This window comes from Nocardia terpenica, assembly GCF_013186535.1.
In the GTDB taxonomy this organism is placed as follows: Bacteria; Actinomycetota; Actinomycetes; order Mycobacteriales; family Mycobacteriaceae; genus Nocardia; species Nocardia terpenica.
This window is the reverse complement of the sequence record NZ_JABMCZ010000002.1, coordinates 1929903-1951927: the sequence shown is the minus strand read 5'-3', so window position 1 is coordinate 1951927 and position 22025 is coordinate 1929903. Positions and strand designations below refer to the sequence as shown.

The following is a 22025-nucleotide window of genomic DNA, read 5'->3' as shown; positions in this document are numbered from 1 at the left end:
GCGGCCACCGTACCGGAGAACGCGCCCGCGGCTAGTGCGTGCGCGAATCACCGGTCGGCTCGACGCCCGGCGGCGCCATCGCGGCGGCGTGCCGGCGCAGCTCGGCCACGATTCGCAGCTGCCGCTCCAGTTCCCCGGCGCGCTCGGCCCGCCGGGCCGACTCGATCCCGGCGGCGTCCTGCGCGGCCTGTAGCGAATCGTTGATCGACCGCAGGCTGCGGTCGGCGATGCCGGTGAAGTGATCGCGCAGCACCCGGTGGATGCGATGCAGCCGATCCCGCGACTGCTTGCCCGCCTCGAAGGCGACATCGTCGAGGAAGCGGCGCACGGCGGCCTTGGCCTCGGCACGGCGGCGGACCAGACGCTCCCGCTTGTCGTCGCGGAATGCCTTGCCGCCCAGCAGCATTCCCGCGCCGACCGAGACCGGATTGACCAGGGCCAGCCCGGCGACGGTGCTGACCAGGCCGACCATCACCATGCCGCCGTAGGAGCCGCGCATGCCGACCAGCAGCTTGTGGCCCGGGCCGAGGTCGGGTTCCAGCTCGGCCAGGGTGACCGCGTCGATACGAGAATCGGTGGGGTTCAGCACATCTCGCACGGCGGGCAGGTCGACGCCGCCGAATTCGAGGAAGTGCTCGGCAATGCGTTCGGCCAGGCCGACGGCGCGATGGTGGGTGCACAGCAGGTTGTCGCCGAGCGCGGAATCGGCCGTGGTGGTGAGCCATTCGCGCATCTGCTCCCAGAGGCGGCCGGGATCGTTGGCGTCGATCCAGTCCTCGGCGGTGCGGCCGATGGTGCGCAGGCGATCGCGCAGATCGTGATCGATATCGGCGACCAGATCGGTGATGCCGTCGCCCAGGGTCTGCTGCCAGGCGGCGGTGCGCCGGTGCAGGTCCTCGGCCTGGGTCTTGGCGAGCCGCAGTTCCCGGATGGCGGCCGCGCCGCGTCCGGGATCGCGCAGCGCCACCAGCTCACTGCCCAGGGCGAGGGCGAGATGCTCTGCGGCCGAGGCGATGTCGGCGGCCACCGCGCGCCGGGTGGCGGCCTGGTCGCGCGCCACCACCTGCCCGCGCAGGAAGTCGTACAGCACACCGAAACCCGACTCCCGGCCCAGCTGCTCGTCCTGCCAGCGCAGGGCGTGGGTGCGCAGCACCGACGAGACGGGGATGATCGGCAGCTCCAGCCGGTGCCTGCACAGATGTTCCCGATCGGCCTGTAGCACCTGCCGCCAGTGCGGATACAGGTCGATCTTGCTCAGCAGCAGCGCCACCGCCGGGCACAGCTCGCGCACCTGCCGGAGGAATTCCACCTCCGGTTCGGTGAGTTCGGCGGAGGCGTCGGAGAGCACCAGCACCGCGTCGGCGGTCGGAACCAGGCCGAGAACGGCTGCGGCACTGGCGGTTCCGTGCCCGCCGACGGCCGGGGTGTCGATCAGGACGATGCCGTCGGCCAGCAGCGGGTTCGGCACCCGGATCTCCAGCCGGGACGCCCGTTCGCGATGGATGCTGCCGTGAATATCGGCCAGCGGCACCGTGATTCGCCGCCCCTCCGCCGCGCCGCCCGGACCGGCGAGTACCAGTTCGGCGACCGGTTGCGGCCCGTGGGCGAGCAGCGTGGGGACCGTGGTGGTCGCATCGTCGCCGACCGGGCAGACCTCGAGGTTCAGCAGGGCATTGACGAACCGGCTCTTGCCCTGATTCCCCAACCCCGCGACCACGATCCGCCGCCGCGGATCCCGCACCCGATCCGCCAGCGCCTCCAACCGACCGACCAGATCGCCCCGCTGCGCCGCCCGCGCGACCGCAACGGTCTCCGCCAACACCGCCAGCAACGGCGAGGCGGGCGGCCCACCCGCCACCACTGTCCCCATAGTCGTCACCCCACAACTTCCACTCAGTGCCCGATCCCACCGACAACGTCACCGCCGCCGTGCACATCGGCCACCCCACCCCCCTGCACATCCCCGAACAACCCACCGCCCCCTCCCACGTGCCCACCATCGATCCCGCCCCCGAGCCCCCCACTCCCGCCACCCTGCAACACACCATCGACCCCACTCTGCCCCCCATCCAGCCCCACCCCGAACACATGCGAAACATCCACTCCCGCCCAAGGATTCGCCCCCACCCCCACCTCTCCCCCATGCACAGCAGACCCCACCCCACCCAGACCCACCACAGAATCCCCACTCCCCACATGCAAACCCGAATCCACACCCCCACCGACCCCACCCGACAATCCACTTCCCCCCTGCAACACCGAACTCCCATCTCCCACCCCGGCCAACCCACTACCCACGTGCACCCCCGAATCGACCCCACCACCAAGCCCCGCCGCCAGATCACCACCCGTGTGCACCCCCGAATCCACACCACCCGACAAGCTCGTCGCCAACCCACCACTCCCCTGCGCCGCAGAACCCACCCCACTATCAAGCCCAGCCGCCAGATCACCACCCGTGTGCAGCCCCGAATCCACACCACCCGACAGAGTCGCCCCCAACCCACTACTCGCCTGCACCGCAGAGTCCACACCACCCGCGAGACCCGTCACCAGACCACCACCCGCATGCAGCCCAGAATCCACACCCTCAGACAGGCTGGCCCCCAACCCACTACTCCCCTCCACAACCGAATCCACCCCGCTAACAAGACCAGCCGACACACCACCACCGGTATGCAGCCCCGAATCCAACCCGCCCGACAGGGTCGCCCTCAGCCCAGTACTCGCCTGCACCGCGGACTCCACATCACCCGCGAGATCCGCCGCCACATCACCGCTCGTGTTCAGGACGGAATCCATACCGCTCGACAGGCCGATCCCCAACCCGCTACTCGCCTGCACCGCAGAGTCCACACCACCCGCGAGGCCCGCCGCCAGATCACCTCCTGTGTGCAGCCCTGAATCCACACCGCCCAAGACACTCGCTCCCAACCCATTACTTCCCTGCACGACCGAATCGACCACAGCCGCAAGGCCCGCTGACACATCGCCACCGGTGTGCAGCACCGAATCCACATCGCTCGACAGGGTTGCCCCCAGCTCGGTACTCGCCTGCACCGCGGACTCCACATCACCCGCGAGACCCGTCGCCAGATCACCGCTCGTGTTCAGCACGGAATCCGCACCACCCGACAGGGCTATCCCCAATCCACTGCTTGCCTGCACAGCGCTGTCGGCCAGGCCCGCAGAAAGATCACCACCTGTGCGCAACACGGAATCCATACCGCCGGACAGGCTTGTCGACAGGGTGCTGTCCATGCCGCCGGTTATGCCTGTGGACACGTCGGTATTCACAGGCAAGGCCGAATTCACGCTGCCGGTGACGGTGGTGTCGGTGTTCGTGAGACCGGTTGTCACCGTGGTGAATCCGGAATTCGGGCTGGTGGACAGGGAGGTGTTCACATTGGCGCCGAGACCTGCCGCGACGATGGCCGCCAGTTGTGAACCGCCGGTCACCACGGCCGATTCGGCGACCATGGGGGCGACGGCGGCGATGTCCTCCGGCGTCACCGCCTCGAGGCCCGCGGCCGTCAGGGCCTCGGTGGGGTTGGTGCAGTAGGCGACCGCAGCCTCGTGGTCGCGGAGCAGGCCGAGGATGAACTCGAGGATCGCGTTGGGACTCATCGCACATGTCTCCTGGATCGGCGGATCGTCGGCGATCCGCGGTGTCGTATTTCCTTTCACGCTAGGAAGACCGACCGTTACGGGGAACGGGGTGAATCCCCCCGATATCGAAGGCAGCCCGAGTAGGGGCAAACACCGCATTAGGGGAATTCCCCCACACCTCTCCGCATCTCGGTAACGAACATCTCCCAGCAACCGACACGCACGGTAGGTCGAGACGACCACACATCTTTGCGAACAGGGGTTCTCGAATGACTCAGGGCCTGGCGCTCGGTATCACCGTCGGGTCGTCGATCACGGTCGCCGTGACGACTTCGGGGGGATGCGACGAGGCGCACGTGCACACGCGCCCGCCGGAACCGGCACCGACGGCCTCGGAAGACTTCCTGTCCCGGGTGGGGGACCCCGTGGACATCCTCACCGCCGACGGCACCTCGATCGCCGCCGCCGACCTGGTGGCGAGGGTGATCGGCGGCGCCGTCGCCGACCTGTCGCCCGCGCGCACCGTCGCCGGTTACCCGGCGTGGTGGTCGCGGCACACCGTCGACGCCCAGCGCGCGGCCCTGGATCGCGCGGGCCTCGGCGCGGTCACGCTGGTCCCGGAGCCGATCGCGGCGCTGCGAAACCACCCCGCCACCGCGCCCGTGGTCGTCTACGACCTGGGCGCCACCGGCGTGAGCGTCGCGGTGGTCGGCACCGGCCCCCGCCCGAGCCTGCTGGCCGAACCGCTGCGCGACGCAGGGATCGCCGGTTCGGAATTCGATCTCCTGACCATGCGCTACGTGCTGGCAAACAGTCTGGAAGATAACGATTTCGATCCGTTCGACCCGATCATCGAAAGCGAATTGTCCGCCCTCCGCCATCGCTGCAAGAAAGCGAAGGAAGACCTTTCCGGAAATACCGTGACAACAATCCCGGTCCGATTGCCGGGCCCGCCCGGTACCGTTCGCGACATCCGCCTGGTCCGCGACGAACTCGAAGACCTGCTGCGCGACCCGCTGTCTCGATCGCTGACACTCGTGCACGAAGCCCTGCGGCGCGCCGGTCTGTCCCGCGACGCGGTGGGCGGAATCCTGCTGACGGGCGGCGGCGGATCGATCCCCCTGCTCACCGAGTTGCTGTCGACGGAGTTCGGCTTGCCCGTCCGCACCGCCCCGGACCCCGCCCACACCGCCGCGCGGGGGGCCGCCCTGCTGGCGAGCGATCTACTCGCCGAGCCCCCGGCAAACGCCGCGCCACTCGCCGCCCGGCCGACTCCGATTGTCCCCCAGCCGGATTCGACGCCGATCCCGCCGCCGGAACGCAACCCGATCCTGCCCCCACTCCCGCGGCAACCCGAACCGCGCAGGCTCCGAACCTGGCAGCGTGCCACTCTGGTCGGCGGCGCCGTGGCAGTGGTCGCCGCGTTGACCACCGGCACCCTGGCCCTGGGCACTTCGACCCAGTCCACACCCCGGACCACCGCCCCTTCGACGAGCGCGCCCCCGGCCCCTACCGCACAACCCGCCGCGGGCCACGCCTCCCCCGCGATCGCCCCGGCGGTCGGTGCCGCGACCACCCACGGCGCGACCGGAGCGATTCAACCCACCGGCAACGCGGCCGCCGATCCCCCGGGATCGCCGGCACCGACGGCGGCGCCCAACCAGCCCGCACCCGACGCGCCCAACCCCGCCGCATCCCCGGGTTCCCCTGCCCCACAACCGAACCCACCCGCCCCGGCCCCCGTACCACAGCCACCGACCGCCCCACCCCCGCCCGACCGGCCAGCCCCCGATCTGGGAAACACCCTGAACGGCGGCCTGGACCAGGCGGGTAACACCCTCGGCACCGTCCTCCAGGCGCCGGGCCGGGTAATCCCCCATACGGGGGGCTGAGGACAGTCGTGGTCGCCACCATTGCCGTCGCGCTCGAAACCCTGCCGGGCGCACGAGAAATCGTCCGAGAGCTCGGTTCCCATCCGGAACCGCATGTCTATCTGATCCGGGGCCGCTCCGGCACCGGCAAGTCCACCCTGCTCGCCGCGATTCGACAGCGCTTGCGGGACAACGGAATCCAGGGGCGCATCGTCGACGATGCCCACACCCTGCCCGCGGCGGAGCTGGAAAAGCTCCGCGCCACAGTCGAATCCGCCACCGAGACCGTCGTGATCGCGACCCGTCCGAGCCCGCACTGCCCGGCGCTGCGCACCCTCGCCGACGCGGTGTCGCGGCGCGGCCGGGTGGTGGAGCTGCGTGCCCTCGGCGCGGCCGATATCGCGCCGTTCGCCCGCGAGCTGGGAATGATGGTGCCGCGCACCGTCGCTCAGCACATCCACCGTCAGACCGCGGGCATTCACGGCGGCGTGGTGGCCGCCCTGTCCGCCGCCTGCGCCGCCCGGCTCGATGCCGGTATAGAGGCGGTGGATGCCGCGGTCACCGCCTGGGCCCGGCGGTTGCTCGACGATACCGATCCGGAACTGCTGGAGGCGTTCGTCGTCGCCGGGACCGGAACCGGCCTGGACCCCGGCGAACTCACCGAGGTGCTGGGCGTCGAGCCCGAGGCCGCCATGCATCTCATCGACCGCGCCCGCGCCAGCGCCCTGGTGACCGACGCCGATCTGTTGCTAGCCCCCGCCGTCGCCCCGCTGCGCACGCTGGTCGGCGACCGCCGCTACCTGGCGGTGCAGCGCCGACTGCTGCAGGCGCGCCTGGACGCCGAGCTGCTGCGCGACCACACCGCGCTGCTGCTGGCCGAGTCCGGGGTCCGCGATCCCCGCCTCGCCGAATTCCTGTGTGCCGCAGCGCGCCGGGCGGGCGACGAGGCGGTCCGCTACTACGCCGCGGCCGCCGCGAGCGGGTCCGATCCCGACGATGTCGCGCTCGGCTGGGCCGAGGCCGCCGCCCGATCCGGCGACGGCGACACCGCGCTGCGCCTGGCCGAGCCGATCCTGGCCCGCCCCGACGCCGCCCCTGCGGAATTGGCCGCCGCCGTACGAATCTGCGCGGGAGTGTGGACCCGACGCGGGCTGACCGCCCGCGCCGCCCAGCTGTACACCTGGCTGGGCCCGCAACGCGTGGGCCCCGACTGGGCAATCGGCGCGACGGTGCTGTACCTCGCAGGCGAGGTAGCCCAAGCCCGATCCCTGTCGACCTCCGCCCCCCACTGGCCCCCCACCGAAGCCACCACCCGCGCAGAACTGATCGCCACCGCCCTCTCCCGCTCCCTCACCAGCACCACCACCCCCGAACCCAACACGGAGACAAACACTTCGAAACCCCCCACTGACACAACGACCTCGGAAACCGAGCACACAGTCGAAGCTCCTCCCCACCATTCCGTCTTGCTTGTGTCCGGAATCCCCCCTGTTACAGGAGATCCCGGCCAAGAGCACGCCGGGATGACGAACAAACACGCCGGGATGACGAGGGAGCACGACGCCGGGACGACAAGAGGGAACCACGCCGGGATGACAATCGGCATCCACACCGGAACAACAAGCGGCACCGACGCCGCGACGACAAGCGAGACCCACACCAGGACAACGAGCGAGACCCACACCGGGACGGTAGGCGGAAACCACACAGAGGCAACAAGTGGAACGCGTGCCGGAATGACGCGAGGGAACGACGCCGAGCTGACAAGCGGGACTCACTCCGAGAGGACAAGCGGGACTTCCGCCGACGCGTCCAGCGCGGGGGCGCTGACCGCGGAAACCAGCGCCGGAACGGCGATGCCGGAGACCGCACGAACAACTACTTCCGAGACAAGCACACGGGCCACGACACCCGAAAGAGACACGCGAGCGACCACCTCGGCAACGGACACACGAGCCACGGCACCCGAGACAAACACGCGAGCAACAACTTCAGCGACGGGCACACGGGCCACGACACCCGGAAGAGGCACACGAGCGACCACTTCGGCAACGGACACACAGGCCACGACACCCGAAACAAGCACGCAAGCGACAACATCGGCAACGGGCACGTGGGCCACAACCTCCAGGGCAGGCGCGCAAGCAACGGCTTCAGCAACAGACACGCGGGCCACGACGCCCGAAAGAGACACGCGAGCGACCACCTCGGCAACGGACACACAAGCCACGACACCCGAAACAAGCACGCCAACAACGACATCGGCAACGGGCAAGTGGGCCGCGATCTCCGAGGCAGACGCGCGAGTATCAACTTCAGCGACGGATGCGCGAGCCACAACCTCCGAGACCGGCAGGACCGCTGCTGCGGCGGCGCTCATTCAGGTCGCTCGCACCGAGACCGCCGACCGATTTCTCCCCGTCACCCCCGTGTCGCTTGCCGCGCTGTTGTGCCTGAGCATGGGTGAACCGCGGCGCGCGCTGGATGCGTTGCGGGGCGGGCGCTCGGTGGTGGGGCGGGCCAACGGTTCTTCGGCGAGTGGGCATCTGCTGGTGTTGTCGGCGTGGGTGGCCATGCTGGGTGGGGACGAGCAGGAGGCTGGGTCCTGCGTGGATGCCGTGCATCCGGACACGCTGTCCACTCGCGACCGGCTGCTCGCGCACGGGGTTGCCGTCGGGTTGGCCCGGCGCGGCGGGGATCACAGCGCGCTGACTTTGGCCTGGCAGGCCGCGGCACCGCTCTTCGACGACGTCGGCGTGGATCTGCTGACGCTGCTGCCGATCGGCGAGCTGTGGCTGGCGGGGATTCGGCTGCGTGACGAGGGGCGGATCGCGGGGCTGGTCGACGCCGCGCGAGAGCTGTTGCGCCGCTTGCACAATCCCCCGGCCTGGGCGAACGCCTTCCACTGGTACGCGCTGCAGGCCGCCATCGCACACGAGCGCCCCGACGAATTGCTGTCGCCCGCACGGCAATTGAAGGCCGCCGCCGCGGCGGGCGACCCGCACGCCGCCGTCCTCGCCGACGCGGGCCGCACCTGGGTGCTGGTGCTGCGCGGCCAGGTCGACCCCGAGGAGGTCAGCGCCGCGGTCCGCCGCCTGGCCGGGATCGGCCTGAGCTGGGACGCCGCCCGCCTGGCCAGCGAGGCCGCGCTGGCGGCTGGGGATTCGGCGACCGCGACGGTGCTGCTCAAGCTCGCCCGCACGGTGCGCGCCGAGGCCCGCCCATCGCCGCGCGCGGCACGACCCGCCGACCCGGCCGAGCCCGCGCCGCCGAAACCCGCACCCGTCGTCGACGCCGTCCTCAGCGAACGCGAGCGCGAGGTAGCCGAATTGGTGCTGCTGGGACTGACATACCGAGAAATCGGCGCGAGACTGTACATCTCGTCGAAGACGGTGGAGCATCATGTCGCGCGAATCCGGCGTCGAATCGGAGCCGGTTCCCGATCGGAGTTATTGTCGATGCTCCGCGCCATGGGACACGGTTCGCTGCTCGTGTGACGCCGGTGCGGGGCGTCGCGGAAGCGCCGCCACTGACACCGAAGCGAGGTACAGAGGATGGCCACAGGGGTGGGCCTACGCATCGCCGAGGACGAGTGCATCGCCGCGATCGTCACCGGCAGCGGCGAGCTCGACGAGGACTCGCCGGAACCCCGCTATATCGTCCGCGACTCGGTCCTGCACATGTCCGACGACGGCGACACCGCGCTCGGCGGCGCGGCCCCCGCCGGGCACACCCACTCCATCACCGGCTTCTTCGCGGCGGTCGGCGATCCGGCGGGCATCCCGGTCGACGACGGCGAGGCGTACCGCGCCGAGGATCTGGTGGCGACGGCCCTGTTCTGCCTGATCAATTTGGCCGCCGAATACCTCGAGGGCGCGGCCGAGTTCTACGCCACCCACCCCGCCGACTGGCCGCAACCGCAGGTGCGCGCCCTGCGCGATGCCCTGGACTACCTCGGCTTGCGCTCGGTGGTGCTGGTCAGCGAGGCCGATCTGCCCGGCTCCGAGGAAAGTTCGGGCCGCGGCTACGCGCACGACGCGGCGCGCGCGGCCCTCGCGGCGGTGCTGGCCACCCCCGCCGGCAGCGCGCCGCCCGACCCCACCACCTCCGAGAACGCCATGGTGGCCACGGATGTGCTGCCCGCCCTGCCGACACCGGAGACGACGGTGCAGGCGTACTCGGCGGCGATTCCGGTGGCCGTCCCGGTCGCCGGGGAGACCGCGGTCGTTACCGAGGCCCCCGCCCCGACGGCGACACCCGAACCGGCACAGCGCAATCGCCGCATCCCGCTGCTGATCGCGGGCGCGGCGACGGCCGGAATCGTGATCGGCGGCATCCTGGTGGGCACGCTGTTCCACGGCGCCACACCCCCTCCGGCCCCGACCCCGGACGCGCGCTCCGAGCTCACCGTCACCACGCCGCCCCCCGCCCCGCCGCCCCCGCCGGTCTTCGTCGCGCCGCCTCCGGTCACCACCACCGTCCCCGCCCCGATCACCACCACCGACACACCCGAGCCGACGACCACACCGCCGCCGCCCACCACGACCCCGGAGCCGACGACACCCAGCACGACCACCACCCCCACGACCACACCGACCACCACCCCGCGGCGTTCCCGCACCAGCACACCGCGGCGGCCACCCACGGTGCCCGACAACCCCTTCGATCCCTACGACCCGTACAACGACGGCTTCCCGCTGCCGCCGGGGCTGGAGATCCCGCAGGTCCGAACACCGTGATCATTTCGTAGCGAACTTCGCCCATTTGTGGCCTAAAGTGATGCGCTGAACCGGTATCTCCGGATCCGCCACCGGGCGATCGGTCTGCTCTGAACGAGGGTCGTTGCCGCACAACGGGTTACCGGCCTGCGGAGCTAATGGCACACCACCGGGTGCCTGACGAAGGGACTTCATGCGCAAGTTGTCGGCGCGTCGCGCCACGGTCAAAGCCGCCGCTCTCGCGTGCGCCTCGACCGTCCTCCTCGGCCCCCTGCTCGGCTCCGCACCCGCCTCGGCGAGTCCGTCCGGCCCGGCGACCCAGCTGTCCGCGGACCAGCTGCCCCCGGAACTGGCGCAGGCGATTTCGCGCGATCTGAAGATGACCCCCGCCGAATACCTCGATCGGGCGGCGCGCGCCCAGCAGCTGCGCGACTACGCCCGCGAATTCCGCACCGAGCGCCCCGACGCCTTCGCCGGCGCCTGGCTGGGCGCCGACGGCAAGCCGGTCATGGCGGTCACCTCGCTGGACGCCGCCCGGATCGCGAATTCGGACGGATATCAGACCCGCCTGGCGCCGATCTCCGCCGACAATCTGGAGGGTTCGCTCGATCAGCTCACCCAGTGGATCAACGGGCTGCCGCGCGAAATCTCCTCGGCGATCAATTCGGTGGCCATCGATTTCCTGGACAGCCAGCTGGTGCTGAGCGTGGCCAACACCCCGGCCGGGCACATGCTGAACCTGCCCACGCTCATCGCCAATGTGAAGGTGGTGCTGTCGCCGGGCGGCGGCGGCCCGATCGAGCGGCGCCCGATGGGCGGCGACACCTACATCAGCGCGCCCACCAGCCTGGACGATTCGGCGCTGAAGTCGGTCGACGTGTGCTCGTTCGGCTTCAACAGCGTCGACGCGGCCGGTAACGCGCTGAATATCAGTGCCGGACACTGCGATCCGAATGTCGACAAGGCCGACGACAAGGCCGGTGTGTGGGTGCCGAACGTGCACGACCTGAAGTCCAGCCCGCAGGTCGGCTCGTTCATCGGCGCCAAATTGGGCGGCAGCAACGGCCTGGACTACTCGATCATCAAGCTGAACGATCGCGCGGTGCGGGCCGGAATGGACCAGCCCTCGGTGCGCGGCGCGAACGGCACGACGGTGAACATCACCGGCACCGCCGACCCCGTCACCGGCGCGCCGGTCTGCAAGTCGGGCCAATCCTCCACGTTCACCTGCGGTTTCGTGGTTGCCGACCGAGTGGAGACCCAGCTGTACACGACCGACGGCCAATCCAAGACGGTCCGCGGTTTCGCCAGCAGCGCCTGCACCCTCGGCGGCGACAGCGGCGGCGCGATCGTGTCCGGCACGCTGGCGCTGGGCATCACGAGCGGTTCGAATGCGGCCGACGCCCCCGACTGCGGACAGGCGAATATCGGTCTCGCGCAGTACGGCGGCACCGCCTCGCTCGGTATTCCGATTCGCTCGATCCTCGCCGATATCGATGCCGATTCCGGCGGCGGTGTCGGATCCGGCATCACGGTGCGGACCCGCCCGAACGCCGGGTGACTGTTAGCTGAAACAAACTTCACGACAAGTAGGCATAATGGCCCGAACCCCATATAGTCGCCTCATGCTCCTGCCACGCATCCGTCTGTCGTCGCCCGGCGCGGGGTCACACTCGCGCATCCGTCTCCGCCACGCCGCCGTCGCCGCCTCGGCGGCGCTCCTGGTCCTAGGGCCTACGGCGGCAACGGCTTCCGCGGACCCGGCGCCGACCCTTCCGGCCGAGCTCAGCGCGGCGGTGCAGCGGGATCTGAAGATCTCACCGCAGGAGTACCTGCACCGCGCCGATCTGGCTCAGCGGGTGGGCGCCTTCGCCACCTCCGCGCAACGGCAGTTCCCGCAGGTGTTCGCGGGCGCCTGGCTCGACGACGCCGGCAAGGCCGTGGTCGCGCTGGCGCAGGGGCAGGGCCTCGACGAGGCCCGCAAGGCCGCCCAGGACGCCGGTTTCCAGGTCAAGGACGTCGCCAAGAGCGAAACCTCGCTGCGCGGCGAGAAGAACGCCTTCCAGCAGTGGCTGTCCGGCCAGCCGGAGGCCGTCGCCAAGGCCGTGCGCGGTGTGGTGATCGACACCGTCAACAACAGCATCGCCGTCCGGGTCGACAAGGCCGGGCTGCCGATGCCCGGTTTCGTCGACCCCGCCCGGGTGATCGTGATGGCCGCGCCGCCGGTCGGACCGGAGCAGTCCGAGGCGGCGGCCAAGCCCATCGCCGGTGAGCGCAATTCCGGCCCGGTGGCGGCCGGCGACGCCTTCGCCTCGGTGGCGGGCCGCATGCAGCTGGTCTGCTCCTCGGGCTTCAACGGCACCGACGGCCACGGCAATGTCGTGAACATCACGGCGGGCCACTGCGATCCGAACATCCCGGCCGCCGGTAGCGCGAACGCGCCCGGCATGTTCGAGCTGCTGCCCGGTAATCACCTCGGCAACCAGATGGGCGAGTTCGCGAAGTCGGTGCTCGGCGAGCAGGATTACTCGATCGTGAGCATCGACCAGGGCAATCAGGATCGCTTCAGCAACAACCTGGTTCGGGTGCCCGGCGCGGGTCCGATCGCCATCACCGGCGTGGCCACGCCGGTGGTCGGCCAGCCGGTCTGCAAGTCGGGCTCCCGCACCGGCTTCAGCTGCGGCGTGGTGAACGCGGTCGACCAGACCGTGGAGGTCGGCGACCGCAACCTCACCCAGGCGTTCTCCGCCAACATCTGCGCGCTGCCCGGCGACAGCGGCGGCCCGATCGTGAGCGGCACCCAGGCCCTGGGCATCTCCAGCGCCTCCTCCGTCGCCGACTACCCGATCTGCGAAATCCCCAACCTCATCGGCGCCCTCACCGGCAACGCCCCCCAACTGTTCGCCCAGCCGCTGAACGCGGTCCTGTCGGACAACCCGGGGTTGCAGGTGCGCACGAACTGATCCCGGCCAAAAGCGTGCCGGGAAAGGGATGTGACGCATGCCGGGAAAAGGGATGTGAGGCGTGCCGGGAAATGAAGACTGAAGTGTGATGGTGGAGGTCGGCAACCTGTGGTTGCCGACCTTCGTCGTTGTGGCAGCCGAACGGCGGTGGGCGGCGGTACCTCGGGGGGTGGGGTGTCCGGCATGCTGGAGGCATGTGTCTGGTGTTGACGGGGTGGCGCGCTCATCCGGAGTTTCGGTTGATCGTGGCGGCCAACCGGGACGAGTTCTTCACGCGGCCAACCGAATCGCTGCGCTGGTGGCCGGAGGCGCCCGGATTGCTGGCGGGGCGGGATCTGGGGGCCGGTGGCGCGGTTCCGGGTACCTGGCTGGGGCTGGCGCCCGGTGAGCACCGATTCGCGACGGTGACCAATGTGCGCGGCCCCCGGGAGGAGCGCGGCGACGCCCGCTCTCGCGGCGCGCTGCTCATGGATTTTCTGCGCGGCGAGAAGGGGCCGGAGAAGTTCGTCCGGGCGACGGCGGCGGCCCCGGACGACTACAACGGCTACAACCTGATGGTGTCGGATCTGGAATCGCTGTGGTGGCACAGCAATCGCAGCACCCGCACCCCGCTGGAGCTCTCCCCGGGCCTGCACGGCCTGTCCAACGGCGCCCTGCTCGGCTCCCTGAACCCGGACGGCCACAGCGAGATTCGCACCGACACGGGCGCCCCGGCCTGGCCGAAGGTGCGCGAGGGCGTGCGTGCCCTGCACGCGGTGATCGAGTCCGACCCCGGCGACGTGGCGGCCTACTTCCGCGTGCTCGCCGACCGCACCCTCGCCCCCGACGCCGAACTACCCGACACCGGCATCCCCCGCCGCCGCGAACGCGCCGCCTCCGCCCGCTTCGTCACCGACCTGGTACACGGAACCCGCTGCAGCACAGTGCTGTTGATACGCGAAGACGGCACCTTCTCCTACTCCGAACGCTCCTTCGCCCGCCTGGGCCGCCGCACCGGCGACACAACATTCACCGGCCGCCTGGAACTGCCCGCCTGAACGTGATCGCCTGAACGCAAACAGGCCCACCCCCGACAGGGGCAGGCCCGATAGCAAAATACAACCGGAATGGTTGCGACATAACCGGAATGGTTTGCGGCCGCCCCGTTGTTCAGGCCCCGCTGCGCATGCGACGAAGGAGCAAGCAGCGGGGCCTGAACAACGGGGTCACGAGGCCGCAAACCCGCGCCGCCGAAGGCGGCGCCAAGGACTCAGACTCAGATTCAGTTGGCGGGCTGCTGGGCGGCGGCCGCCTGCTGCTTGGCGGCGGCCTGCTGGGCCGGGTCGGCCCACTGGGTGGTGCCGTCCGGCGCCTGCAGGGTGTTGACCAGGTCCACACCCGCCGCGACCAGCGTCGGGCCACCGGCCACGACGGTGCCGATGATGCCGCCGACACCGGCGCCGGTGAGCAGGCCCGGGATGCAGGCCAGGGGCAGGGTCACGACGCAGCCGATGGCCGCGCCGATGGCGGTGCCGACGAAGCCGCCGACCGCGGTGGCCAGACCGAACTTCGTGGTGAAATCGCCCATGGCGCGCTGGTTCTCGGTCGCCGAGGCGATGGGCTGGGCCTTGGCCACCGGAGCCGCGGCCTGCGTCTTGGCATCGGCATCGGCCTGCTTCTTGGCGTCCTCGGCCCGCTGCAGCTCCTCGGCCGGAACCATCGGCCGCGCGGCCACCTGCTGCGCGCCGTTGATCACGACGTCGGCGGGCTTGTCCGGGGTGATCTCGAGGACGGTGCCGTCCTCCTTGACGTCCGACTTCACCGGAATCTTCACGCCCGCGAACCGGAAGTCCAGCGGCATCTCCATGGCGATATTGCCGGCCGGATCCTTGACGTTCACGACCTGCTGGGCGTCCTCACCGGGCGCGCCCGGCTTCTCCGCCAGCTCGAAGGTCCCCCCCTTGAGCTTGGTGACAACCGTCTTGTCCACGAGCTTGGCCGCATAGTCGATCGAGGGCTGAGCCGGCGCGGGAGCAGGGTCAGCATGGGCGGTTCCCAGGCCGATGGTCATCGCGCCGATGACCATCGCGGCCGCCGCAGTACCTCTGCGGAACTTCATTCGGTTTTCCAATCCATCATCAGGTTTCGCCGGCCGCGTCTTCTCCGCGAGAGCCCACGCATCCCTCGGGCATTTCGCCCGTGGAACCCTCCCCGAGCAGAGTGAAGACACGTTCAGCAAGCAGGACGACCAGAGCCTAAACCAAGACCACCCGAGAAGCGAGATTCATTTCACGTCGGTACGACTAAGCCTGTCCTGGCTCACCGACCGGATATGCCGGGTTTTACCGTGAGATCGGATCGCACCAGCACATAAGCGCAGGAAGGCGGGTGAGCCCGAGCACACGCCGCGCGCGGTCAAGCCCCAGCAAGCTGGGGCAGGCCGACCCGACATTCTATGATGGACAGACCAAGTTACCGGCGGGTAACTTACCGCCCGTTAGGATACGTGCAACCCGGCGGCATCAGCCCGGCCGCCGGATGCTCGTCGAACCGAAGGAAGGTCGCGACATGAATGCCCTGACAGTGACGCTGGGCACGATCGGGGTGGCGTTCAGCCTGGTGGCTTGGGCGTCATTCGTCGGCGGTGTCGGCACGATGGTCCGCGCCATCAGGATCGGACAACCCGCCCCCGATCGTTGGCGGCCGTTCCTCCCGCGCCTGAAGACGATGATCGTCGAATTCCTCGCGCACACCCGGATGAACAAATTCCGCACGGTGGGGTGGGCGCACTGGCTGGTGATGATCGGCTTCCTCGCCGGGTTCATCCTGTATTTCGAGGCGTACGGCCAGACGTTCGACCCCGAGTTCCACTGGCCGATCGTCGGCAACTGGCACATCTACCATCTCGCGGACGAGCTGCTCGGCATCGCCACCGTGATCGGCATCGTGGTGCTGATCGTCATTCGCCAGCTCAATCACCCGCGCGTACCGCAGCGGCTGTCCCGATTCAGCGGCTCGAGGTTCGGCCCGGCGTATGTCATCGAGGCCATCGTGCTGGTCGAGGGTCTGGGCATGGTGCTGGTGAAGGCCGGGAAGATCGCCACCTACCACGAGTCGACCGCCTGGACCGACTTCTTCACCATGCAGGTCGCCAAGCTGCTGCCCGACAGCGTGGCGCTGGTGGCGATTTTCGCGTTCGTGAAGATGGTGTCGGGCAGCACCTTCCTGCTGCTGGTCGGTCGCAATATCAACTGGGGTGTGGCCTGGCACCGGTTCGCGGCGTTCTTCAACATCTACTTCAAGCGTGAGGACGACGGTGACGTCGCGCTGGGCGCGGCGAAGCCGATGATGTCCAAGGGCAAGGCCCTGGTCGATATGGAGGCGATCGACCCCGACAACGACACCCTGGGTGTCGGCAGGGTCGAGGACTTCTCCTGGAAGGGCTGGCTGGACTTCACCACCTGCACCGAGTGCGGTCGCTGCCAGAGCCAGTGCCCGGCCTGGAATACCGGTAAGCCGCTGTCGCCCAAGCTGTTGATCATGTCGCTGCGTGACCACGGTCAGGCCAAGGCGCCCTATCTGCTGGCCGGTGGCCGCAAGGACATGGGCGGCGACGAGGTCGGCCTGGTCGACGCCGAGGGCGCGCCGAACGAGGCCGCGCTGGCGAAGATTTCGGCGGCGGCGCGGGCGGAGGCCGAGCGTCCACTGGTCGGCGGCGAGGACGTGCACGGCATCATCGATCCCGAGGTGCTGTGGAGCTGCACCACCTGCGGCGCGTGCGTGGAGCAGTGCCCGGTGGACATCGAGCACGTCGACCACATCATCGACATGCGCCGCTACCAGGTGCTGATCGAGTCGGAGTTCCCGTCCGAGCTGGCGGGCCTGTTCAAGAATCTGGAGAACAAGGGCAACCCCTGGGGCCAGAACGCCAAGGACCGGCTCAACTGGATCTCCGAGCTGGACTTCGACATTCCGGTCTTCGGGCAGGACGCCGACAGCTTCGACGGCTACGAATACCTGTTCTGGGTCGGCTGCGCGGGCGCCTACGAGGACCGGGCCAAGAAGACCACCAAGGCGGTCGCGGAGCTGCTGGCCACCGCGGGCGTGAAGTTCATGGTGCTGGGTGCGGAGGAGACCTGCACGGGCGACTCGGCGCGGCGCGCGGGCAACGAATTCCTGTTCCAGCAGTTGGCAATGCAGAACATCGAGCTGCTGAATTCGGTGTTCGAGGGTGTCGAGGCGGCGAAGAAGAAGATCGTCGTCACCTGTGCGCACTGCTTCAACGCCCTCAACAACGAGTACCCCCAGGTGGGCGGCGTCTACGAGGTCGTGCACCACACCCAGCTGCTGAATCGCCTGGTGCGCCAGAAGCAGCTGATCCCGGTGGCCTCGGTGTCGGAGAAGGTCACCTATCACGATCCGTGCTACCTGGGGCGGCACAACAAGATCTACAACGCGCCGCGCGAGCTGATGTCCGCCTCGGGCGCGGCGATGAGCGAAATGCCGCGGCACGGTGAGCGTTCCATGTGCTGTGGCGCCGGTGGTGCGCGCATGTGGATGGAGGAACAGCTCGGCAAGCGCATCAATATCGATCGTGTGGACGAGGCGCTGTCCACACTCGACGGCGGCAACTCGCCGTCGCTGATCGCCACCGGATGCCCGTTCTGCCGAGTGATGCTCACCGACGGCGTGACCGCGCGCAAGGATTCGGGCGAGGTCGGCCAGGGCGTCGAGGTCGTCGACGTGGCACAGCTGATGCTGAAGTCCATCGAGCGGGTGGAGCCGTCGGCCCTGTCGGACAACCTGAAGGTCGTCCAGCAGCCGAAGCGGCCTGCGCCGGAACCGGTTTCCGAACCGGTCGCGGCCGAGGCACCGGTGGCCGAAACCCCCGCGGCCGAACCGAAGACCGCGCCGGTCGCCGGTAAGGGCCTCGCCATGAAGGGCCCCGCGAAGGCACCGGGCGGCAAGGGACTCGGCATGAAGGGCGCGGCCAAGGCACCGGGCGCGAAACCCGCCGCCGCACCCGCGGCCGAAACCACCGATGCCCCCGCCGAATCGGCGGCTCCCGCGGCACCGGCCGCACCGGCCAAGGGGCTGGGCCTGAAGGGCGCGGCCAAGGCACCCGGCGGCAAGGGGCTCGCGATGAAGGGCGCGGCCAAGGCACCGGGCGCGAAACCCGCCGCACCGGCCGAGTCGCCCGCACCCGCCGAATCCTCCACCACCCCCGCCGAACCCGCCGAGGCGCCCAAGGCACCGGCCGCCAAGCCGGGCGGGCTCGCCATGAAGGGGGCGGCCAAGGCACCCGGCGGCAAGGGGCTGGCCATGAAGGGCGCGGCCAAGGCACCGGGCACCAAGCCCGCCGCCGCCCCCGAACCTGCCGCCGAGACGCCCGCGGAACCCGCTGCGGCGGAAGAGGATTCGGCCGCTGAGCCGACGGCGACCGAGGGCAACGGCGCGGCACAGCCACCGGCCGCCAAGCCGGGCGGGCTCGGCTTCAAGTCCGGGGCGAAGGCGCCGGGCAAGAAGAACTGATCGACGCGTAGCGCTCGAACCGAGGGTGGTGTTGCCGCTGGCACACCGCCCTCGGTGCTTTTCGGGGCCGGGCCGCAATGCCGCCCGATATCGCTTTCCCGTGGCGAATTATCGGGACCGAATGAAAGCGTTTCGATTGTCTGATCGATTCGCTCACCGAGCCGATCTCACCGCCGATTACTACAAACCGACCGGACGGAGTTGTTCAAGGAATCGTCTTTGTTTTCGAATGAAAACTTGACGGTCGCAACTCTACCGCTTTACGGTTTAAGTCCATTTTCACTTCGCGCCGATCTGGATCGGAACAATCTCGCGACGGTATGCCGGCACTGCCGTCCACTTTTCCTCGGCAAGGAGTACACACATGTTCGGTCGAAGAATGCTGACCTTCGTCGGCGCCGCCGCTTTCGCACCCGTGCTGACCGTCGTGCTACCGATGGCGACGGCGAATGCCCACGGCTACATCTCGTCACCGATGAGCCGCCAGGCGGAGTGCGCGCAGCATCTGCTGCCGTGCGGGGAAATACAGTACGAGCCGCAGAGCGTCGAGGGGCCCAAGGGCCAACTCAATTGCAGCGCAGGCGATCCGCGCTGGGCCGAGCTCGACGACGACAGCAAGCCGTGGGTGGTCAACAATGTCGGCACCACGGTGGATTTCACCTGGACCTTCACCGCCCGGCACCGCACCACGGACTGGGAGTACTGGATCGGTAACACCCGGATCGCCTCGTTCAGCGGCAACGACTCACAGCCGCCCGAGACCGTCACGCACACCGTCGATCTCAGCAATTACACCGGGCGGCAGAAGCTGATCGGCATCTGGAACATCGCCGATACCGCCAATGCCTTCTACGCCTGCGTCGATCTGAACATCGGCGGCGGGTCCTGAAAACAGGAGTACCAACGTGTTACGCAGAAAAACTCTCACGGCCCTCGGCGCCGCTGCTTTCGCGCCCCTGCTGACCGTCGTGCTACCGATGGCGACGGCGAACGCGCACGGCTACATCTCCTCCCCCGCCAGCCGTCAGGCGCAGTGCGCCCAGGGCCTGCTGGAATGCGGGGACATCAAGTACGAGCCGCAGAGCGTGGAGGGGCCGAAGGGCCAACTGAATTGCAGTGCGGGCGATCCGCGCTGGGCCGACCTCGACGACGACTCCAAGCCGTGGCAGGTCTACAACGTCGGCACCACGGTGAGTTTCAGCTGGACCTTCACCGCCCGGCACGCCACCACCGATTTCGAGTACTGGATCGGCAATACCGAGGTCGCCTCCTTCGACGGGGGCGGTCAGGAACCCGACCCGGACACCACGCACACGGTGAACCTCAGCGGCTTCAGCGGGCGGCAGAAGCTGATCGGCATCTGGAACATCGCCGATACGGCCAATGCCTTCTACGCCTGCGTCGATCTGAACATCGCGAAATGACCGTTGCCCCCGTCGCGTGACGGGGGCACCCCCGCCCCCGCGAAATCGGGGTCTGGAGCCGGAGCATCGCACTGGCTAGTTTTCGACAAATGAGACAGCGCGACGACTTCCCGACCACCTCCCCGATCCCCGCGGTGACGGTCGTCGTCCCGGCGCACCTGTCGACCGCGACCGACCTGGCGCACCTCGACGAACAGCTCGCGGCGCTCGCGGCCCAGGACTACCGCGGCGCCCTGGAGGTCCTCGTCGCCGACAACGGCTCCCCCGTCGACCTGCGAGACCACCTGGCGCACAGCGACTTCGGCGATCTGAAGGTCCGCCACGTCGACGCCTCCGCCGAGCGCGGCGCCTCCGCCGCCCGCAATATCGGCGCCGCGCACGCCGACACCCCGATCCTGCTGTTCTGCGACCACGACGACCGCGTCCGCCCCGACTGGGCGTCGCGGCTGGTCGAATTCCTCGGCGACGACCACGATGTGGTCAGCTCGGCCGTGGAGGGCCGCACGCTCAATACCGCGAATCCCCGGCGCGCGGCCGAGGTTCCGGCCCCCGAGGACTTCCAGCCGCCAGGCGCGACCGCACCCACGCTGCTGGCGGGCAGCATGGCCTGCCGCGCCACCGCCTTCCGCGAACTGGGCGGTTTCGATACCGGCTACACCGCCAACGAGGACGTCGAATTCGGCTGGCGCGCCCACCGCGCCGGGTATCGCACCGGCTTCCTCCCCGCCGCCCTGGTCGCCTACCGCTATCGCACCACCTTCCGCGCCGGGTATCGGCAGGGCCGGGCCCGCGGCATCGGCCTGGCCCGCCTGCACCGCGACCATCCCCGAAACGGCCTGCCGCCCATCCGCTTCCCCGTCCAGCTGCTCACCCTCGCGGTCCTGGCCGTCAATCCGCGCCTGACCACCGAGGAACGCGGCCTGCTGCTGGGCATCACCGTCGGGCAGACGACCGGTGGCCTGCGGTACCGAACGCTACGCTGGTGGTGAGGCCGATCGGACTCCACAATGTTCCGTATGGAATTGCGGGATATCGCTCGCGAGATCAATCGAGCGGTCGGTAACGAGTTACGCGCGGCCCGGGCCCGGCGCGGCCTCACCCGGCCCCGGCTGGCGGCCGCATCGGGCCTGGCGGTCAGCACGATTCAGCGCTTCGAGAACGGCGAGCGCTCGCCGGATCTGCTGCAGCTGCACGCGCTGTGCGACGCGCTGGGCATCTCGCCGCAGGAGATCGTCGCCAAGACACAGGAGCTCGTCGAGCGACATCGACGGTAGTTCGTCCGGCTCCGGGTCCGCCTCGTCGACTGCCAAGGGAGGCGGACCCGGATCCGGGGGAGCGAGAACCGGTCTGTGGTCAGTCCTCGCCGCCGGCTCCCACCGCCAGAGCTGTCGTGATCACTACCGACAGGGGTGGAAGTTCGTTGTCGCGGCTCGGCGGGACGACCCAGTGGCACCCTTCCCGGGTCCACCGTCCGAGACCGGTCGGCAACATCACGGCACTGCCGACACCCGGGATGCCGATGTCCAAGCGGTTCAACACATCCAGGACCTGGACACCGGGACGGCTGTCGGGAACCACCAGGAAGCTCCACCTGATCTGGCGGGCCAGCATGGGACCGGCCGTGCCCTGTTCGGTCAGACAGTGGCGCACGCGCTCGGCCCGCACCGTGGGCAGATGGACGACGCCGATTCGACTCGTGACCGGCAACATCACGAAACCGCCACGCTCGGTGACCGGAAGCGTGTATTCATGCCGGTAGAACGCCACCCAATCCTCGACGGTCCTGAGTTTCTCCACGTTCACGGCGAACTCCCTTTTGGTTCCCTTTCAGCTTCGCGTGGCGACAGCCCCGCGTGAAACCCCCGCCCACCCGCCTTGCGCTGCCCTTTCACTGCCTCTGATCGAACGTATGGGAAATCGCTTATACCA

15 protein-coding genes are annotated in these 22025 nt (G+C 69.2%); 11 read left to right on the top strand and 4 right to left on the bottom strand.

Annotated features, from left to right (window positions below; translation table 11 throughout):
- Positions 1-31 precede the first annotated feature (31 nt).
- A complete protein-coding gene (locus tag HPY32_RS20830; protein ID WP_171982956.1) occupies positions 32-1870 on the bottom strand; it encodes a dynamin family protein in 1839 nt (612 codons plus the stop codon).
- 23 nt (positions 1871-1893) lie between these two features.
- Positions 1894-3627, bottom strand: a complete 1734-nt coding sequence (locus HPY32_RS20825; RefSeq protein ID WP_171982955.1) for an IniB N-terminal domain-containing protein — start codon at positions 3625-3627, stop codon at positions 1894-1896.
- Positions 3628-3878: 251 nt separating this feature from the next.
- Here HPY32_RS20825 and HPY32_RS20820 point away from each other — a divergent pair, with 251 nt between their 5' ends.
- The 6 genes from HPY32_RS20820 to HPY32_RS20790 all read left to right on the top strand — a co-directional run bounded on the left by HPY32_RS20820 (position 3879) and on the right by HPY32_RS20790 (position 14198).
- Positions 3879-5501, top strand: coding sequence for an Hsp70 family protein (locus HPY32_RS20820; RefSeq protein WP_171982954.1), 1623 nt, complete (start codon positions 3879-3881; stop codon positions 5499-5501).
- An 8-nt stretch (positions 5502-5509) separates the two neighbouring features.
- The gene (locus HPY32_RS44735) at positions 5510-8977 is read left to right on the top strand and encodes a LuxR C-terminal-related transcriptional regulator (protein ID WP_067578789.1); all 3468 of its coding nucleotides are present in this window, start codon (positions 5510-5512) and stop codon (positions 8975-8977) included.
- Between the two features lie 57 nt (positions 8978-9034).
- The gene (locus HPY32_RS20805) at positions 9035-10219 is read left to right on the top strand and encodes a hypothetical protein (RefSeq protein ID WP_216676155.1); all 1185 of its coding nucleotides are present in this window, start codon (positions 9035-9037) and stop codon (positions 10217-10219) included.
- Positions 10220-10391: 172 nt separating this feature from the next.
- Entirely contained in the window at positions 10392-11759 is a 1368-nt protein-coding gene (locus HPY32_RS20800) for a S1 family peptidase (RefSeq protein WP_067578795.1), read from the top strand.
- A gap of 64 nt (positions 11760-11823) precedes the next feature.
- Positions 11824-13161: a S1 family peptidase gene (locus tag HPY32_RS20795; protein WP_231951335.1), complete on the top strand. Its 1338-nt coding sequence runs from the start codon at positions 11824-11826 to the stop codon at positions 13159-13161.
- A gap of 194 nt (positions 13162-13355) precedes the next feature.
- Positions 13356-14198, top strand: coding sequence for an NRDE family protein (locus HPY32_RS20790; RefSeq protein WP_067578798.1), 843 nt, complete (start codon positions 13356-13358; stop codon positions 14196-14198).
- Between the two features lie 224 nt (positions 14199-14422).
- Here HPY32_RS20790 and HPY32_RS20785 read toward each other — a convergent pair whose 3' ends face one another.
- Entirely contained in the window at positions 14423-15259 is an 837-nt protein-coding gene (locus HPY32_RS20785; protein WP_067578800.1) for a DUF8020 domain-containing protein, read from the bottom strand.
- A 449-nt stretch (positions 15260-15708) separates the two neighbouring features.
- Between HPY32_RS20785 and HPY32_RS20780 the strand changes: the two genes are divergently transcribed.
- The 5 genes from HPY32_RS20780 (at position 15709) to HPY32_RS20760 (ending at position 21370) form a co-directional block, all read left to right on the top strand.
- Positions 15709-18672 carry a (Fe-S)-binding protein gene (locus HPY32_RS20780; RefSeq protein ID WP_067584633.1) on the top strand — a complete coding sequence of 988 codons (2964 nt, stop codon included), beginning with the start codon at positions 15709-15711 and terminating at the stop codon, positions 18670-18672.
- A 364-nt stretch (positions 18673-19036) separates the two neighbouring features.
- Positions 19037-19561, top strand: coding sequence for a lytic polysaccharide monooxygenase auxiliary activity family 9 protein (locus tag HPY32_RS20775; RefSeq protein ID WP_067578802.1), 525 nt, complete (start codon positions 19037-19039; stop codon positions 19559-19561).
- Between the two features lie 16 nt (positions 19562-19577).
- Complete coding sequence (locus HPY32_RS20770; protein WP_067578804.1) at positions 19578-20096, top strand: lytic polysaccharide monooxygenase auxiliary activity family 9 protein; 519 nt, start codon at positions 19578-19580, stop codon at positions 20094-20096.
- 89 nt (positions 20097-20185) lie between these two features.
- Positions 20186-21085: a glycosyltransferase family 2 protein gene (locus tag HPY32_RS20765; protein ID WP_067578806.1), complete on the top strand. Its 900-nt coding sequence runs from the start codon at positions 20186-20188 to the stop codon at positions 21083-21085.
- Between the two features lie 27 nt (positions 21086-21112).
- Complete coding sequence (locus HPY32_RS20760) at positions 21113-21370, top strand: helix-turn-helix domain-containing protein (RefSeq protein WP_067578807.1); 258 nt, start codon at positions 21113-21115, stop codon at positions 21368-21370.
- A 79-nt stretch (positions 21371-21449) separates the two neighbouring features.
- Here HPY32_RS20760 and HPY32_RS20755 read toward each other — a convergent pair whose 3' ends face one another.
- Positions 21450-21899 carry a hypothetical protein gene (locus tag HPY32_RS20755; protein WP_067578808.1) on the bottom strand — a complete coding sequence of 150 codons (450 nt, stop codon included), beginning with the start codon at positions 21897-21899 and terminating at the stop codon, positions 21450-21452.
- Positions 21900-22025: the final 126 nt, after the last annotated feature.

What these genes read in the sequence shown, in the direction of transcription:
- HPY32_RS20780 (WP_067584633.1), top strand. Translation starts at nt 15,709, where the DNA reads ATGAATGCCCTGACAGTGACGCTGGGCACGATCGGGGTGGCGTTCAGC.
- HPY32_RS20825 (WP_171982955.1), bottom strand. Translation starts at nt 3,627, where the DNA reads ATGAGTCCCAACGCGATCCTCGAGTTCATCCTCGGCCTGCTCCGCGAC.
- HPY32_RS20790 (WP_067578798.1), top strand. Translation starts at nt 13,356, where the DNA reads ATGTGTCTGGTGTTGACGGGGTGGCGCGCTCATCCGGAGTTTCGGTTG.
- HPY32_RS20805 (WP_216676155.1), top strand. Translation starts at nt 9,035, where the DNA reads ATGGCCACAGGGGTGGGCCTACGCATCGCCGAGGACGAGTGCATCGCC.
- HPY32_RS20760 (WP_067578807.1), top strand. Translation starts at nt 21,113, where the DNA reads ATGGAATTGCGGGATATCGCTCGCGAGATCAATCGAGCGGTCGGTAAC.
- HPY32_RS20775 (WP_067578802.1), top strand. Translation starts at nt 19,037, where the DNA reads ATGTTCGGTCGAAGAATGCTGACCTTCGTCGGCGCCGCCGCTTTCGCA.
- HPY32_RS20795 (WP_231951335.1), top strand. Translation starts at nt 11,824, where the DNA reads ATGCTCCTGCCACGCATCCGTCTGTCGTCGCCCGGCGCGGGGTCACAC.
- HPY32_RS20785 (WP_067578800.1), bottom strand. Translation starts at nt 15,259, where the DNA reads ATGAAGTTCCGCAGAGGTACTGCGGCGGCCGCGATGGTCATCGGCGCG.
- HPY32_RS20800 (WP_067578795.1), top strand. Translation starts at nt 10,392, where the DNA reads ATGCGCAAGTTGTCGGCGCGTCGCGCCACGGTCAAAGCCGCCGCTCTC.
- HPY32_RS20820 (WP_171982954.1), top strand. Translation starts at nt 3,879, where the DNA reads ATGACTCAGGGCCTGGCGCTCGGTATCACCGTCGGGTCGTCGATCACG.
- HPY32_RS20765 (WP_067578806.1), top strand. Translation starts at nt 20,186, where the DNA reads ATGAGACAGCGCGACGACTTCCCGACCACCTCCCCGATCCCCGCGGTG.
- HPY32_RS20830 (WP_171982956.1), bottom strand. Translation starts at nt 1,870, where the DNA reads ATGGGGACAGTGGTGGCGGGTGGGCCGCCCGCCTCGCCGTTGCTGGCG.